The sequence below is a fragment of the Lelliottia amnigena genome, from assembly GCF_019047465.1.
Classification (GTDB): Bacteria; Pseudomonadota; Gammaproteobacteria; order Enterobacterales; family Enterobacteriaceae; genus Enterobacter; species Enterobacter amnigenus.
This window is the reverse complement of record NZ_CP077236.1, coordinates 1,121,456-1,137,002: the sequence shown is the minus strand read 5'-3', so window position 1 is coordinate 1,137,002 and position 15,547 is coordinate 1,121,456. Positions and strand designations below refer to the sequence as shown.

General features: G+C 55.3%; 14 protein-coding genes. 10 read left to right on the top strand and 4 right to left on the bottom strand.

Going from position 1 to position 15,547, the window contains the following annotated elements; translation table 11 throughout:
* Positions 1 to 201: 201 nt before the first annotated feature.
* Genes lsrA through lsrG form a run of 6 tightly spaced genes read left to right on the top strand, consistent with a single transcriptional unit; the run spans position 202 to position 5,889 of the window.
* Positions 202 to 1,689 (top strand): autoinducer 2 ABC transporter ATP-binding protein LsrA, encoded by a 1,488-nt coding sequence (gene lsrA / locus I6L74_RS05315; protein WP_059177411.1) that lies wholly within the window; start codon positions 202 to 204, stop codon positions 1,687 to 1,689.
* Entirely contained in the window at positions 1,686 to 2,717 is a 1,032-nt protein-coding gene (lsrC, locus tag I6L74_RS05310) for an autoinducer 2 ABC transporter permease LsrC (RefSeq protein WP_059177412.1), read from the top strand. Before lsrA ends, lsrC begins: the two co-directional genes overlap by 4 nt.
* Complete coding sequence (gene lsrD, locus I6L74_RS05305; RefSeq protein WP_059177413.1) at positions 2,718 to 3,701, top strand: autoinducer 2 ABC transporter permease LsrD; 984 nt, start codon at positions 2,718 to 2,720, stop codon at positions 3,699 to 3,701. It abuts the gene before it with no gap.
* Positions 3,698 to 4,699 carry an autoinducer 2 ABC transporter substrate-binding protein LsrB gene (gene lsrB / locus I6L74_RS05300; protein WP_059177414.1) on the top strand — a complete coding sequence of 334 codons (1,002 nt, stop codon included), beginning with the start codon at positions 3,698 to 3,700 and terminating at the stop codon, positions 4,697 to 4,699. The genes lsrD and lsrB overlap by 4 nt, the downstream gene beginning before the upstream one ends.
* 12 nt (positions 4,700 to 4,711) lie before the next feature.
* Positions 4,712 to 5,599 (top strand): 3-hydroxy-5-phosphonooxypentane-2,4-dione thiolase, encoded by an 888-nt coding sequence (gene lsrF / locus I6L74_RS05295; RefSeq protein WP_059177415.1) that lies wholly within the window; start codon positions 4,712 to 4,714, stop codon positions 5,597 to 5,599.
* A complete protein-coding gene (lsrG, locus tag I6L74_RS05290; RefSeq protein WP_059177416.1) occupies positions 5,596 to 5,889 on the top strand; it encodes a (4S)-4-hydroxy-5-phosphonooxypentane-2,3-dione isomerase in 294 nt (97 codons plus the stop codon). The genes lsrF and lsrG overlap by 4 nt, the downstream gene beginning before the upstream one ends.
* A 37-nt stretch (positions 5,890 to 5,926) precedes the next feature.
* Here lsrG and I6L74_RS05285 read toward each other — a convergent pair whose 3' ends face one another.
* Positions 5,927 to 6,613, bottom strand: a complete 687-nt coding sequence (locus I6L74_RS05285) for a B3/B4 domain-containing protein (RefSeq protein WP_059177417.1) — start codon at positions 6,611 to 6,613, stop codon at positions 5,927 to 5,929.
* Positions 6,614 to 6,655: 42 nt separating this feature from the next.
* Here I6L74_RS05285 and I6L74_RS05280 point away from each other — a divergent pair, with 42 nt between their 5' ends.
* Positions 6,656 to 7,258, top strand: coding sequence for a helix-turn-helix domain-containing protein (locus tag I6L74_RS05280; protein ID WP_059177418.1), 603 nt, complete (start codon positions 6,656 to 6,658; stop codon positions 7,256 to 7,258).
* Between the two features lie 35 nt (positions 7,259 to 7,293).
* Here the strand turns inward: I6L74_RS05280 and ygjG are convergent, their stop codons facing one another.
* Entirely contained in the window at positions 7,294 to 8,673 is a 1,380-nt protein-coding gene (ygjG, locus tag I6L74_RS05275; protein ID WP_072241717.1) for a putrescine aminotransferase, read from the bottom strand.
* Positions 8,674 to 9,107: 434 nt separating this feature from the next.
* On the opposite strand from ygjG, the gene I6L74_RS05270 reads away from it, so the two are divergent.
* Positions 9,108 to 10,628 (top strand): methyl-accepting chemotaxis protein, encoded by a 1,521-nt coding sequence (locus I6L74_RS05270; protein WP_059177420.1) that lies wholly within the window; start codon positions 9,108 to 9,110, stop codon positions 10,626 to 10,628.
* Positions 10,629 to 10,968: 340 nt separating this feature from the next.
* On the top strand, positions 10,969 to 12,528 hold the full coding sequence (locus I6L74_RS05265; RefSeq protein WP_059177421.1) for a methyl-accepting chemotaxis protein: 1,560 nt from the start codon (positions 10,969 to 10,971) through the stop codon (positions 12,526 to 12,528).
* On the opposite strand, the gene I6L74_RS05260 is transcribed toward I6L74_RS05265, so the two are convergent.
* The gene (locus tag I6L74_RS05260) at positions 12,525 to 13,070 is read right to left on the bottom strand and encodes a PadR family transcriptional regulator (protein ID WP_072241718.1); all 546 of its coding nucleotides are present in this window, start codon (positions 13,068 to 13,070) and stop codon (positions 12,525 to 12,527) included. The genes I6L74_RS05265 and I6L74_RS05260 overlap by 4 nt on opposite strands.
* A gap of 234 nt (positions 13,071 to 13,304) precedes the next feature.
* On the opposite strand from I6L74_RS05260, the gene I6L74_RS05255 reads away from it, so the two are divergent.
* Complete coding sequence (locus I6L74_RS05255; protein ID WP_059177422.1) at positions 13,305 to 14,069, top strand: siderophore-interacting protein; 765 nt, start codon at positions 13,305 to 13,307, stop codon at positions 14,067 to 14,069.
* Here I6L74_RS05255 and I6L74_RS05250 read toward each other — a convergent pair whose 3' ends face one another.
* On the bottom strand, positions 14,070 to 15,245 hold the full coding sequence (locus tag I6L74_RS05250; RefSeq protein ID WP_059177423.1) for a hypothetical protein: 1,176 nt from the start codon (positions 15,243 to 15,245) through the stop codon (positions 14,070 to 14,072).
* Positions 15,246 to 15,547: the final 302 nt, after the last annotated feature.

Genomic DNA, 15,547 nt, shown 5'->3' with positions numbered 1-15,547 from the left:
AAAAATTTAGATCATATGTTCGTGATGACGCGGATTGAAAATGTGAGCCACGCGGCAAAACGGATCTTTTAAAATGTTTTGACCTGAATTGGATCCTAATCAATAAAATTGTGATCCCTGCACGGTTGTAAATATAGTTCACCGTCTACGCTTTTGAACATTATTAAATCAAAAAATCATTTGTTCAATAGCGGAGCGATGATGACAGTACTAATCGAAGCGCACGGCATCCACAAACAGTTCTCCGGTGTTCCGGTGCTAAGGGGCATTGATTTCACGCTGCTTTCCGGCCAGGTGCATGCCCTGATGGGCGGTAACGGCGCCGGAAAATCGACGCTGATGAAAATCATCGCCGGGGTGGAAACGCCCGACAGCGGTGAACTTACTGTCGAAGGCAAACCCTTTGCGCGTCTCAAACCCGGCCTGGCGCATCAGTTAGGCATTTATCTTGTTCCGCAGGAACCGATGCTGTTCCCCAATCTCACCGTGCGCGAAAACATTCTCTTTCGCCTGCCGCGCGGCAACGATCCTGAAAAACGGCTTGCCGATAAACTCCAGCAGTTGCAGTGCCAGCTCAATCTCGATGCCGCCGCCAGCACGCTGGAAGTGGCGGATCAGCAGATGGTGGAAATCCTGCGCGGGCTGATGCGTGACGCGAAGATCCTGATCCTCGACGAACCGACGGCGTCGCTCACGCCGGGCGAAACCGAACGCCTGTTCCGCCAGATCCGCGCATTGCAGGCGCTGGGCGTCGGCATCGTTTTTATCTCGCATAAATTGCCGGAAATTCGCCAGCTTGCCAGCCACGTTTCGGTGATGCGCGACGGCGCGGTGGTGCTCAGCGGCGAAACCACGCAGTTTGACGACACGGCGCTGATTACCGCCATGACCCCCGTCAGCCGCGAACAAGGCTTAAGCGACACGCAAAAGCTGTGGCTGGCGCTGCCGGGTAATCGCCGCACGCAGGCGCAGGATTTCCCGGTGTTACGTGTGGAAGATCTGACGGGCGAAGGGTTTATCGATCTCAGTCTTGAGATCTACGCGGGTGAGATCGTGGGTCTCGCCGGGCTGGTGGGATCCGGGCGGACTGAATTTGCTGAAACGCTGTACGGGCTGCGACCGACGCGCGGTGGACGCATCTGGCTCGAAAATCAGGATATTGGCGGGGATTCGGTGCTGACACGGCTGGAAAAAGGGCTGGTCTATTTGCCGGAGGATCGACAGGTTTCCGGTTTGTTCCTCGATGCGCCCATTCGCTGGAATACCGTTGCGCTGAACGAACCGTCGCTGTGGCAGCAACGTAAACGCGAAGCGGCGGTGGTCGAGCGCTATCACCGGGCGCTTGGGATCAAACTTAATCATCCGGATCAAATCGTGCGCACGCTGTCCGGCGGCAATCAGCAAAAAGTGCTGCTGGCGCGCTGTCTGGAGGCAAATCCACTGCTGCTGATCGTCGATGAGCCGACGCGCGGGGTGGATGTTTCTGCGCGAGCCGACATTTATCAGCTGATCAAAAGCGTGGCGGCACAAAACGTGGCGGTTCTGATGATCTCCAGCGATCTCGACGAATTCCCTGGGCTTGCGGATCGCGTGCTGGTGATGCATCAGGGCATGTTTAGCGGTGAGCTGCCGCGCCATGCGGTGAGTCTGGATCGGATGATGGCGCTGGCCTTTGGAGGGCAATCATGAAGACGTTGCTGAAAAACCGCGAGCTGAGCGCTTTCCTGGCCATTCTGGCGCTGTTTGGTGTGCTGGTGGCCCTTAATCCGGCGTACTTGAGCTTTCAAACGCTGGGAATGATTTTTGCCAGTTCGCAGATTTTAATCCTGCTGGCGCTGGGTGCGACGCTGGTCATGCTCACGCGCAATATCGACGTGTCGGTGGGGTCCACCGTTGGGCTGTGCGCGATTGCCGTTGGGGTGGCGTTAAATAACGGCTACAGCCTGCCAGTGTCGATGCTGTTTGCGCTGGCGATCGGCGCGCTGGCGGGGGCGTTTAATGGCCTGCTGGTGGTCGGTTTACGCATTCCGGCAATTGTCGCCACGCTCGGCACGCTGGGGCTGTACCGCGGTGCGATGCTGTTGTGGACGGGCGGAAAGTGGATCGAGGGGCTGCCGTCTAGCCTGAAATCGCTCTCGGAGCCCGTTGCACTCGGCGTTTCGCCGCTCGGAATGGCGGTGCTGTTTTTAGTGCTCATCGGCGCATGGACGCTGTCGCGCACGGTTGCTGGCCGCGATTTCTACGCGGTGGGTGACAATCTTGCCGCCGCACGCCAGCTCGGTGTTGCGGTGAACCGCACGCGAATGCTCGCGTTTACGCTCAACGGCATGCTGGCCGCCTGCGCCGGAATTGTCTTTGCCTCGCAAATTGGATTTGTGCCAAATCAGACCGGCAGCGGGCTGGAGATGAAAGCCATCGCCGCCTGCGTGCTGGGCGGGATCTCACTCCTCGGCGGGACGGGCACGCTGATCGGCGCATTTCTTGGGGCGTTCTTCCTGACGCAAATCGACACCGTGCTGGTGCTGTTCAGGCTCCCGGCCTGGTGGAACGATTTTATCGCCGGACTGGTTCTGCTGGGCGTGCTGGTGCTTGACGGGCGGTTACGCCAGGCGCTGACGCGTCATCAGCGCGCGCTGAAATACAGCCGTTTTCAGCCGGGCAATAAAGGGGGAAAGCACGTTACCCCGTTTCCCAAACGCAAAAAAGAGGTGGCGTAAATGAAGCTTAACTGGGAAACCACGCTGCTGATTTTGCTGGTACTCGAAATCCTGCTCTTCGGGGCGATTAATCCGCGCATGCTGGATATCAACATGCTGCTGTTCAGCACCAGCGACTTTATCTGCATCGGCATTGTTGCGCTGCCGCTGACGCTGGTGATTATCAGTGGTGGGATCGACATTTCGCTCGGCTCGACCATCGGCCTGTGCGCTATTGCGCTGGGCGTCATGATGCAGTTTGGCCTGCCGATGTATTTCGCGGTTCCGCTGACGCTGCTGCTCGGCCTGCTGTGCGGTTTGTTCAATGCCGCCCTGATCCATTACACCGGTATCAGCCCTTTGGTTATCACCCTCGGTACGCTGTATCTCTACGGCGGCGGGGCGCTGCTGCTCTCCGGTTTGGCGGGGGCGACCGGTTACGAAGGCATCGGCGGCTTTCCGGACAGCTTTACCGCTTTCGCCAATCTGACCGTGTTGGGCCTGCCGATCCCGCTGGTGCTGTTTGCGGTCATCACCTTCTTTTTCTGGCTGATCACCCATCGCGGGCGTTTCGGTCGACATCTTTTCCTGATCGGCCAAAACCCACGCGCGGCGCGCTATGCGGCGCTGTCCGTCAACGGCATGCCGTACGCGCTGTATGGCCTCGTAGGCGTGGCGTCGGCCATTGCCGCGCTGGTGATGGTCTCTTATTTCGGTTCGGCGCGTTCCGATTTAGGGCGTGACCTGCTGATGCCTGCGCTCACGGCGGCCGTGCTTGGCGGCGCGAATATTTATGGTGGTTCAGGTTCGGTTATCGGTACTGCGCTGGCGGCGTTGCTGGTGGGGTATCTGCAGCAAGGTTTACAGATGGTCGGCATCCCTAACCAGGTGTCGAGCGCGCTGTCAGGGGCGCTGTTGGTTGTGGTGGTCATGGGACGTTCGCTGAGCTTGCACCGTGAATGGGTGCGTAATTTCTTCACAAAACATACCCGGAGCTTGAGATGAAAACAAAACTGTTAGTCCTGGCGGTAGCGCTCAGCGTGGCGTCGGCACAGGCCGCCGATCGCATCGCCTTTATCCCAAAACTGGTGGGCGTCGGCTTCTTTACCAGCGGCGGAAACGGCGCGAAAGAGGCCGGTAAAGCGTTAGGTGTGGATGTCACTTACGATGGCCCTACCGAGCCGAGCGTCTCCGGGCAGGTGCAGCTGATCAACAACTTCGTTAACCAGGGCTTTAACGCAATTATTGTGTCCGCCGTGTCGCCAGACGGGCTGTGTCCGGCGCTGAAGCGCGCCATGCAGCGCGGCGTCAAAGTGCTGACGTGGGATTCTGATACCAAACCCGAATGCCGCAGCATCTACATCAACCAGGGTACGCCGGAACAGCTTGGCGGTTTGCTGGTCGATATGGCGTCGAAACAGGTGACGAAACCCGCTGCCAAAGTGGCGTTTTTCTATTCCAGCCCGACCGTGACCGACCAAAACCAGTGGGTGAAAGAGGCGAAGGCCAAAATCGAGAAAGACCATCCGCAGTGGCAGGTAGTGACCACACAGTTTGGCTATAACGACGCCACCAAATCTCTGCAAACGGCTGAGGGGATTTTGAAGGCCTACCCGGATTTGGATGCGATTATCGCGCCGGACGCCAACGCGCTGCCAGCCGCTGCGCAGGCGACGGAAAACCTCAAACGCGAAGGTGTGGCGATTGTCGGATTCAGCACGCCTAACGTGATGCGCCCTTACGTTGAGCGCGGCACGGTGAAAGCCTTTGGCCTGTGGGATGTGGTGCAACAGGGCAAAATTGCGGTCAATGTCGCCGATCATTTGCTGAAAAAGGGCGATCTTAACGTAGGCGATAGCGTGGACGTTAAAGGTATTGGTGTGCTGAAGGTCGAGCCAAACAGCGTGCAGGGCTATCAGTATGAAGCGAAGGGTAACGGCATCGTGCTGCTGCCGGAGCGCGTGGTGTTCACCAAAGAGAATATCGACAAATACGACTTCTGACGGGGGGAAGAAATGGCTGATTTAGATGACATCAAAGACGGCAAAGATTTTGGTATCGGCACGCCGCAGCAGAACGTGCCGTTCACCCTGAAGGGCTGCGGTGCGCTGGACTGGGGCATGCAGTCCAGGCTCGCGCGTATCTTTAACCCAACAAGCAACCGTACGGTGATGCTGGCCTTCGATCATGGCTATTTTCAGGGACCGACCACCGGGCTTGAGCGTATCGATCTGTCGATCGCGCCGTTATTCGCCGAAACCGATGTGCTGATGTGTACGCGCGGGATTTTGCGCAGCACTGTGCCGCCCGCCACCAATAAACCGGTGGTGCTGCGCGCATCGGGCGGTAACTCGATTTTGGGCGAGCTGTCGAACGAATGCGTGGCAGTGGCGATGGAAGATGCGCTGCGCCTGAACGTCTGCGCGGTGGCGGCGCAGGTGTATATCGGCAGCGAATGTGAGCATCAGTCGATCAACAACATTATCAAGCTGGTCGATGCAGGTAATCGCTACGGCATCCCGACGCTGGCCGTGACCGGCGTGGGCAAAGAGATGGCACGCGACGCGCGCTATTTCTCGCTCGCCAGCCGCATCGCCGCTGAGATGGGTGCCCAGATCGTTAAAACCTATTTCGTGGAAGAGGGGTTTGAAAAAGTCGCCGCCAGCTGTCCGGTGCCGATTGTCATCGCCGGGGGCAAAAAGCTACCGGAACACGAAGCGCTGGAGATGTGCTTCCGCGCCATCGATCAGGGTGCATCCGGCGTCGATATGGGACGCAATATTTTCCAGTCCAGCGCGCCGCTGGCGATGCTGAAGGCGGTCAAGAAAGTGGTTCACGAGAACATGAGCGCCCGCGAGGCGTTCCAGTTCTGGCAGGAAGAAAAACAGGGAGAAGGGCAATGAACGTGACGCTAGTGGAGATCAACATTAAGCCGGAGCGCGTGGATGAGTTTCTGGATGTATTCCGCGCCAATCATGAAGGCGCGATTCAGGAGCCGGGGAATCTGCGCTTTGATGTCCTGCAGGACCCGCGCGTGAAAACGCGATTCTTTATCTACGAAGCCTACAAAAATGAAGAGGCGGTGATGGCACATAAGAAAACGCCGCACTATCTGGCCTGCGTGGATAAGCTCGAAGATTTGATGTCGGAGCCGCGCAAGAAGCGCAGTTTTGTGGGGCTGATGCCGGAATAAAAATAGCCGGGCAGGCGGCGTGCCGCCCGGACATTTATCAAAGGGCAATAATTTCACTGTGTGCCACGGCGCCAGGCATGAGCTGTTGCAGGTGACTGATTAACTCCTCACCTGCCGCTTGCAGCGCTTCATAAGGCATCGCGGGCAGGCTTTCAAGAATAAACCACATCGTTTTGGCCTGACTATCCAGACGCGTTCTCACGCCCTGTCGCCAGTTCCAGCGGCGACAGGTTACGCCGATGTCATCGCGCCAGATAACCTCTCCCGAATCCGGGTATTCGACAATCGGCTGACCCTCTTTCAGGGTATCGAACGGCTCGCTGCCGTCGGCAATCGTCAGGCGAGGCACGCCTGAATACGCTGCGAAATTTTCGCCACCCACCGGGATGGCGTAGCGAACGCTGATGGCATTGTAGATATCGACGATCGGATCCAGAGAGGGCAATTCGCCCTCTTTCAGCACGCGCTTACGCAGGGCATTAGCTGAGCAAGGTGTACGTTTAGGCTTTGCACCAAAGGCTATAAAGACGTCGTCCCAGGCGGTGAGATGCGCACTAGCCCAGGCGACATCATCGTTTAAAACCTGCTGACAGGCGCGGGCTAGTGCCGCGGGCGCGACGTCGGGATGAAGAATAGGCGCAGCCTCAACCATGATGCTCAGGGCGCGGAACCCTGCCGCGATTGACGCAAGACGAGGATCTATTGACGGCGTGACAAGAGACATAAATAATCCTGTAATGACTGTTTTATACCATGGTAGTGACCAATGACTGATAAAGTCAATATAATGACCGATTCGGGTGCTGATATCGCCCAAGTGAGTTTGGCTGTTGCCAGCCGTATCCGCAGCTGGCGTAAAGACAAAAAGTTGTCACTGGACGAGCTATCCCGCCGCGCCAGCGTCAGCAAAGGGATGTTAGTGGAGATCGAAAAAGGGGCTGCCAATCCCAGCATTGCGATCCTCTGTAAGCTGGCGGCGGCGCTTGGCGTGTCGGTGGCTGACATTGTGAATGTGTCCAGCGAACCGCTGGTGCATCTTATCGAGGAAACGGCTATTCCCGTGTTGTGGCAGGGGGAGCAGGGCGGTAGTGCGAAACTGCTGGCGGGAACGGCGGGGCCTGACATGATTGAGCTATGGTGCTGGGAGATGTATCCGGGGGAAGGTTTTCACTCATCCGGGCATCCAGCCGGAACGGTCGAGTTGCTGCATGTGAATGACGGTGAATTGACGCTCACGGTGGGCGAAACGGTGACGAAAATCACGGCTGGCGCATCGGCAGTGGCTAAAACCGAGTCGGCGCACAGCTACGGCAATCAAGGGAAAAGCGTGTTGCGCTTTACCATGACCGTCGCGGAGTATCATCGCTAAGAAACCCCCTCTCAGGACCGAGAGGGGGCCGAATACTAAGCCTCTTCAACGGAGACACGCAGTGCTGCCAGCGCGGTACGCGTTGCTTTTAGCACCTGTTCACACTGCTCAATCGTCAGCGTTAACGGCGGTTCAATACGAATGGTTTTTGAGTTGTTGAGCGTTCCGGCCACTAAAACCCGCTGGCGGAACATCTCACTCGCAAAACTATAGCCGATTTCATTATCCACAAATTCAATCGCCATCAGCATCCCTTTGCCGCGTGCATCCTGCACCAGATCCGGGTATTCACGGCCTAACTGCAAGAAACCATCCAGCAGCATGTCACCTTTCTGTTCCGCCTGAGCGGGCAAGTTCTGCTCAAGTAAAACGTTGATGGTGGCCAGTGCCGCTGCACAGGAGAGCGGGTTGCCGCCAAACGTGGTGGTATGAAGGAACGGGTTATCGAACAGTACCGAGAACACCTCTTCAGTGGCCACCGTCGCACCAATCGGCATCACGCCGCCGCCGAGCGCTTTCGCCAGACAGAGAATGTCGGGCTGGACGTTTTCGTGCTCGCAGGCAAACATTTTGCCGGTACGGCCCATTCCGGTCTGGACTTCATCCAGAATCAGCAGCGCATCGAACTCGTCGCACAGCTTACGGACCGCCGGTAAATAGCCTACCGGTGGCAGGATCACGCCGCCTTCACCCTGAATCGGTTCCAGGATCACCGCCGCCACGTCATCACCGGTTTTACGGCATTCGGTCAGCATGGTGCGCATCGCGTTGATATCCCCAAACGGCACATGGCGAAAGCCCGGCAGCAGCGGCATAAACGGTTTGCGGAAAGTGGATTTGGCGGTTGCTGACAGCGCACCCAGCGATTTACCGTGGAACGCGCCGCTGGTGGCGATAAAGGTGAATTTGCCGCGCGGAGACTGGTACGCCTTGGCGAGTTTGAGCGCCGCTTCGACCGATTCCGTGCCGCTATTGCTGAAGAAGCTGTATTTCAGTTTGCCAGGCGTGAGCGCCGCCAGCGTTTTCGCGAGCATCGCGCGAAGCGGGTCGAGCAATTCCTGGCTGTGAAGGGGTTGTTTGGCGAGCTGATTCTGTACGGCGGAAACCACAACTGGATTACGGTGCCCCACGTTGAAAATTCCAAAACCACCCAGGCAATCGATAAATTCCTGTCCTTGGGTGTCAACAAGCGTATTCAGACTTCCCGCTTGCCACTCTACGGCTCCGTAATCCCCGCCAGCGGTAACAGATTTTCGGTACTCTAAAAACCCCGGATTCACATGTTCTTTGAAGTAATCAATCACCTCTCGGTTAAGTTGTTTCATCTCCTCATGATCAAGCGTTCGCTTTTCAATGAGATTCAGTGCGTGCGCGGTGCAGGCAAGAGCCGAGGCGCTGGAAGGTAACCTGTTCAAAATAAGCTCCGGGGTATCGCGTATCACATGATACTGACTTAATTATTGCAGGGTTTACGCCACATCTGGGGGCACGCTGAAAATCGGGATAAACGCCAGGTTAAAATAATGTTGCGCAAAATTTAATCGCGTCGGGCAGGGAATTCAAGGTTTGCCGGTGGGCTTTTTGAGGGTGCATTTGCGCCCAATCGGGGCAATTGCACTGTGGTAGTGCATCACCACCTTATTAAGGAGTCCTTAACAGATAGGCCTTTGTGGGTAATTTCTCAATGAAAGTATTACAAATCAATTAATTATAAAAACGTACAAAAAGTGCGGTTTAAACGCAAATTGCGATCTGGATCAATTTTAACAACTAAAGATAAATTGGTAACCGCCGAAAAAGGATCAAGACACAAAATTAACAATCAAATAACCTGCAAGGTATAGCCATAATGTCCTCTCAAACGTATGTCACTCAGAATGAATATCCTCTGAACGACGATACCACCTTGATGTCCACCACCGATCTCAACAGTTATATGACTCACGCTAACGATACGTTCGTGAAAGTGAGTGGCTACCAACTGGAAGAGTTGATGGGACAACCGCACAACATGGTGCGCCATCCGGATATGCCAAAAGCGGCCTTTGCTGACATGTGGTACACCCTGCAGCAGGGCGAGCCGTGGAGCGGAATTGTTAAAAACCGTCGTAAAAATGGCGATCACTATTGGGTGCGTGCCAACGCCGTACCGATGGTGCGTGGCGGCCAGGTGACAGGATATATGTCGATCCGCACCCGAGCGAAAGCGGAGGAGATCGCGGCCGTTGAACCACTCTACAAAGCCCTCAACGAAGGACGATGCAATAAGCGTGTGCACAAAGGGCTGGTGGTGAGCAAGGGCTGGCTGGGGAAATTACCGGCGATGCCGCTGCGCTGGCGCGTGCGTGGCGTGATGACGGCATTGTTTGCGATGCTTGTTGTGTCGCTGGTCGCGACGGATGCCAGCTGGGCCGCTCTGGGCGTGAGCGCAGCGGTGATGCTGCTCGGCACAATGCTGTTTGAACAGCAAATTGTGCGTCCGGTCGAAAACGTTGCGCGCCAGGCGCTAAGAGTCGCTACGGGCGATCGTAACAGCGTGGAGCATCTGAATCGCAGCGATGAGCTGGGATTAACCCTGCGCGCCATCGGCCAGTTAGGTCTGATGTGTCGGTGGCTTATCAATGATGTGTCAAACCAGGTCGTGAGCGTGCGCGACGGAAGCGATCGTCTGGCAAAGGGCAATGAAGACCTGAACGATCGCACCCGTCAGACGGTAGAAAATGTGCAGCACACGGTGGCGACCATGAATCAGATGGCCGCATCGGTGCAGAGCAACTCTGAAACCGCTGCGGCAGCGGACAAACTCTCGATGGTGGCCAGCGGTGCAGCGTCCGAAGGCGGCAATGCGATGCAGACCGTGGTGAAAACGATGGACGAAATCGCCGACAGCACTCAGCGCATCGGCTCAATCACCAAGTTGATTAACGATATCGCGTTCCAGACCAACATTCTGGCGCTGAATGCGGCGGTAGAAGCCGCGCGTGCGGGGGAGCAAGGTAAAGGTTTTGCCGTCGTGGCGGGTGAAGTGCGTCACCTGGCGAGCCGCAGCGCCAATGCCGCCAATGATATTCGCAAGCTGATTGACGCCAGTGCCAGCAAAGTACAGTCGGGGTCCGATCAGGTTCATGCTGCGGGGCGTACGATGGATGACATCGTCGAGCAGGTGCAAAACGTCACGCGCCTGATCGCGCAAATTAGCCACTCAACGTCGGAACAGGCGACCGGTCTTTCTGACCTGACGCGTGCGGTGGCAGAACTGAACAGCATTACTCAGAAAAACGCCGATTTGGTGGAGGAAAGCGCTCGCGTTTCGGCAATGGTGAAGCAGCGCGCAGGCCGTCTTGAGGATGCGGTTACCGTGCTCCATTAAGTGAAATTATGTTCCAAAAAAGCCGTTTATTTCGTATGGAATAAACGGCTTTTTTCTTTCCAGAGAGGGTGGTGATATTTATTCATTGTTGTTGTTTTTATATTAAATAACTAAAAAAAGTTCATCAGTTTTATATCCCAACCTAAGCCAACTTACCCAAACGCTATTTCAAAAAGGCCATATTTTATGGTTCTGCATCGATCAATGGGCGGTTATTAATAGATTATGCCTATCCATTGTAGTGGTTATGAAATATAAAAACGATCAAAGTCATAAAGTTAGCGCGTAAGTTACCGATAAAGCAGATCGTCTGAGAAATAATCACCTTGATGGAGTATATATGTTTTTACATGGCGTAAAGATCGGCACGAAATTATTTCTGGCTTTTGGATTCTTAATTTTACTCATGGTGGTGAGCGCCAGCCTGTCGCTCATGAGCCAGAATCGAGCAAATAACGGGATGCAGTCCATTATTAACAACGATTATCCGACAACGGTGAAAGCCAATCAGTTAATCGAAAACTTCCAGGAGTTTGTAAGCACTCAGCAGATCATGTTGCTGGACGAACAGGGTCGCTATACGGAACAGTCTCAGCAGCACCTGAAAGCGCTGAGCGAGCGTATTACCGTGATCCTCACCGACCTCAATCGCTCCCTGCAAGATAAAAAATCACAGCAAATCCTGGCGGGTATCGCTGCAGTGCGTCAGGAATATCTGGACTCCCGTTACCGTATTTTGCAGGCCGTGCAAAACAACGATCGTGCGGGCGCGATCCAGGAAATGATGACCAAGACGGTGGATCTGCAACAAGCCTACAAGGCGAAAGTGCAGGAGCTGATCGCGGTGCAGAACAGTGAAATGCACAACGCGGGTCAGCAGGTAGACAGTGATTTCAAATCCAACCGCCTGCTGCTGGTATTATTGACGGTTCTCAGCGTGATCATTGGCAGCACGGTTGGTTGGTTTATCGTGCGTTCCATTACGCGTCCGCTGGGCGAGGCGGTCTCCTTTGCGGAAGCCATCGCTGAAGGTGATTTGACGCGCAATATCACCACACGCTCCAAAGACGAGACGGGTCTGCTTCTCCACGCTCTGATGGAAATGAAAACGCGTCTGCTGGACATTGTACAACAGGTGCAAACCGGCTCGGAGAATATCTCCAGCGCGGCCGCGCAGATTGTGGCGGGCAATCAGGATCTGGCGGCGCGTACCGAAGAGCAGGCCAGTTCTGTTGAACAGACTGCAGCTTCGATGGAGCAGATTACTGCGACGGTGAAAAACACGGCGGCGCATACCGGCGAAGCCACGAACCTGTCCGCAGATGCCGCAACCGTGGTGAAAAGCAACGGCGAGATGATGAAGCAGGTGACGCAAAAAATGCGTCTGATTAATGAAACCTCTAACCGCATGTCGGACATCATCAACCTCATTGACGCGATTGCTTTCCAGACCAATATTCTGGCGCTGAATGCGGCGGTTGAAGCCGCGCGTGCGGGCGAGCACGGCCGCGGTTTTGCGGTGGTAGCGGGTGAAGTTCGTCAGCTCGCGCAGAAGAGCGCTTCATCAGCCAGTGAAATCCGCGAGTTAATCGAAAGTTCAAGCAGCCAGACTCAGGACGGCATGAGCCTGGTCGAAAAAGCCAGCGCGCTGATCAACGGTATGGTCGGGAATGTGGAAGGGATGGATCTGATCCTGCGCGATATTCGCCAGGCCAGCCACGAACAGACGGAAGGCATTTCGCAGATCAACAGCGCGATTGGTTTGATCGACTCGACCACCCAACAGAACTCCGCGCTGGTGGAGGAGTCCGTGGCTGCAGCGGCATCCCTGAACGATCAGGCGATGCACCTGAAAGAGCTGGTCAAAGTCTTCCGCGTGCGCGAGGAGGCGTTAGCTTAATCCAGCTGGGAGATCTCCAGCGCCGCGCGGTCAATCACACCGATAATTTGTTTGATCTGCGCGTCGCTGATTTCTCCCTGATTCACTCTGAGATCCAGCACCGCTTTAAAGTTATCCAGCGCCCGTTTCATCTGCGGATTTTTACGCAGCTGGAAGCCAACGCAGCGCGCTTTAATACGTGCCTGAATGTGCTCCAGATGTTCCTGATTTTCATCCAGCCAGTGTTGTCCGGCAACGGTAATAGCGATCTTTTTGCGCCCACTCTCTTCTTCCGAAATGGTGATAAACGCCTGGTCCTGCAAAAAATCGAGGGTAGGGTAAATCACGCCAGGACTGGGGGTGTAATTCCCTTGCGTCATGCTCTCAATCTCTTTGATCAGCTCATAGCCGTGGCTGGCGTTACGCGTCAGGATCTCCAGAATCACCAGTCTTAACTCTCCGTGACCAAAGAATCGCTGACGGCGCCCGCCGCCGCCATGATGTTCGCCCCCACGCCCGTGGTGAGGGTGACTTCGGTGGCTATCGTCGTGTGAGTGTCTCATGTGTATTCTCCTTTATTTGATATATCTAATTTATATCTAAATTTATAAAATTGGCAATTATCTTTGCGTTTATTTATTCATGATACTGAATTTTATAGAGTTAATTTTATTATTGCGAGGCGGTTTTTCGTGGATATCAGTGTATCAAAAAAAGACTTGCAATCTGATTTGTTAGCAATCATTATCATTTAAAACCTATTTAGATATATCGTATTCACATTCGAAGGCAGAGAAATGACATCCACCCGCTACCCACAACGTGTCCGTAATGAACTGCGCTTTCGCGAGCTGAACGTGCTGCGCGTAGAGCGTGTCAGTCCTGGTTTCCAGCGCATTGTCTTAGGCGGCGAGGCTCTGGCAGGCTTCAGCTCCCGGGGTTTTGACGACCACACCAAAGTCTTTTTCCCGGCGCCGGGTACGACGTTTTCGCCGCCCGTGGTGACCGACGAAGGTATCAACTGGGGTGACGGCGTACGCCCGCAGGCGCGCGACTACACTCCGCTGTACGATGACGTGCGTCACGAGCTGGCGCTGGATTTCTTTGTTCACGAGGATGGTCTGGCGAGCAACTGGGCTGTGCAGGCGAAAGAGGGCGATAAGCTCACCATCGGTGGCCCGCGCGGCTCTCTGGTGGTGCCGGAGGATTACGCATGGCAACTGTACGTGTGCGATGAATCAGGAATGCCGGCTCTGCGCCGCCGTCTTGAAGCGATTGCGAAGCTGCCGAATCGTCCGGAAGTTCATGCCGTCGTCACCGTGGGTGATGCGTCTTACAAAGACTATCTGGCGCACCTGAACGAGTTTGAGATTACCTGGATTGTGGGTCACAGCGAGCAGGCAGTGGCTGATCGGCTGGCGGCGCTGAGCGTGCCAGCAGCGGATTACTTTATCTGGCTGACCGGGGAAGGGAAGGTGGTGAAAAACCTGAGCCGCCAGTTTGAAACCGACGCGATTGATCAGCAGCTGGTGCGTGCCAGCGCGTACTGGCACGCTAAGTAGCTAGGCTGCGGAATCCAGCTGCGCTTCATTGACCTGATGCTCGAGCGCTGTGCGGACTTCGCGCAGCGCCTTTTCCTGCTGGGTAAAATAGGATTCCATATTGTTCAGCGTGGAGACCAGCAGCCAGGACTCTTCTTTTTCCAGCTCGGCCAGCTCGCTGACCAGCGTGTCGATTTGCTCGCGAACCTGCGCCATCTTTTTGCGAATGCGCTCCAGATCGTTCAACCTGTCGCTGGCCATTATCGGTTCAAAGCCCTGTTGCAGGCGCGCGACCAGTGAGCGAATCGCTTTGACATCTCCGCGCTGTTTGGCCTGATTGAGCTGCACCATCATGGTATTGGCTTCGTCTTTCAGATCGTCCGCCACCAGGTCCGGGTGGCAGAGCTTGCTTGCCTGACGCCAGAGCCGTTTTAGCTCGTTCTGATCCTCTTCCGACAACGCTTTGCCTTTGCGCATACGCACTTCTGCGTCGTGATGTTGCTCGCGGTATTTTTCGTACTCTTCGTTGGCCTCGTCGCGTGCCTGACGCGCCGGCTCCTCTTCCTCTTCACGCGTTAAGCCCCTCTCAAGCTCTTGCGCCTCAGCCAGCAAATTGGCAATCAGGTCGCTTTGCTGCTGCAAGAGTTTACGCGTCTCGGCGGCCTGAACGGAATCGGCAGGCAGCTCACGCCAGCGCTGTGTCAGCGTCGAAAGCACGTCGACGGCCTGCGACATATATTGCTGACAGCGACGATAATCCTCTTCGCGACGGCGCGCTTCCGCTTGCTGACGGCGTAGATTCAGCTCCGCGAGGGTTTTACGCAGCTGAAGGATTTGCGACATCAGCGGGCCGAGACGGGAGAAATAGAGATCGTTGAACTCATCCAACTGCTGAACGCGTGCGTTGCGACGGTCAATCAGATCGCGCAGACGCTCTTCCAGCGCTTTGAGCTCAAGCTTGCTCGCAGCAACCTGCGGATCGCGCCACTGCGTCATCGCCCGCTGGCTCTGCAACCACGCGGTGATCGCGGCCATTGCCGCGGTATAGTTTTGATTCTCAAGCGCCGTGACGATCGACAACAGCTCGTCATCAAACGCTTCGCTTCTCAGTCGTGCCAGCTGGCTCAGGATGATGTCGTCATCTTCCAGTTCAATGGCATTTTTAATGATTTCTAGCCGTTTGATTGGTGTGCTCATGATGCCTTTCGCTTTGGCGCTTAAGTATTTGAGTTAAGGTTAGTTGTTGTCACAGCTACAGGAAATAATACACACGGATGATGATCGGCGCGATGGGGGATTTCTTTAGTTTTGAAGTGGGTTTTGTCTTTGGTGGCGCACTTACCACAGGATGGGGCAATTGCCCGGCCTGGCTGTCACCTTCCAGTGGCTTGTTATGAGGGTATAACAGGTCACCCTTTCTGACCCTAAATGTAAAAGTGTTAGCGATCTCCTGGTATTGAAAGCCAATTTGGGCCATACAAGAAGCTTATTCGTTACGT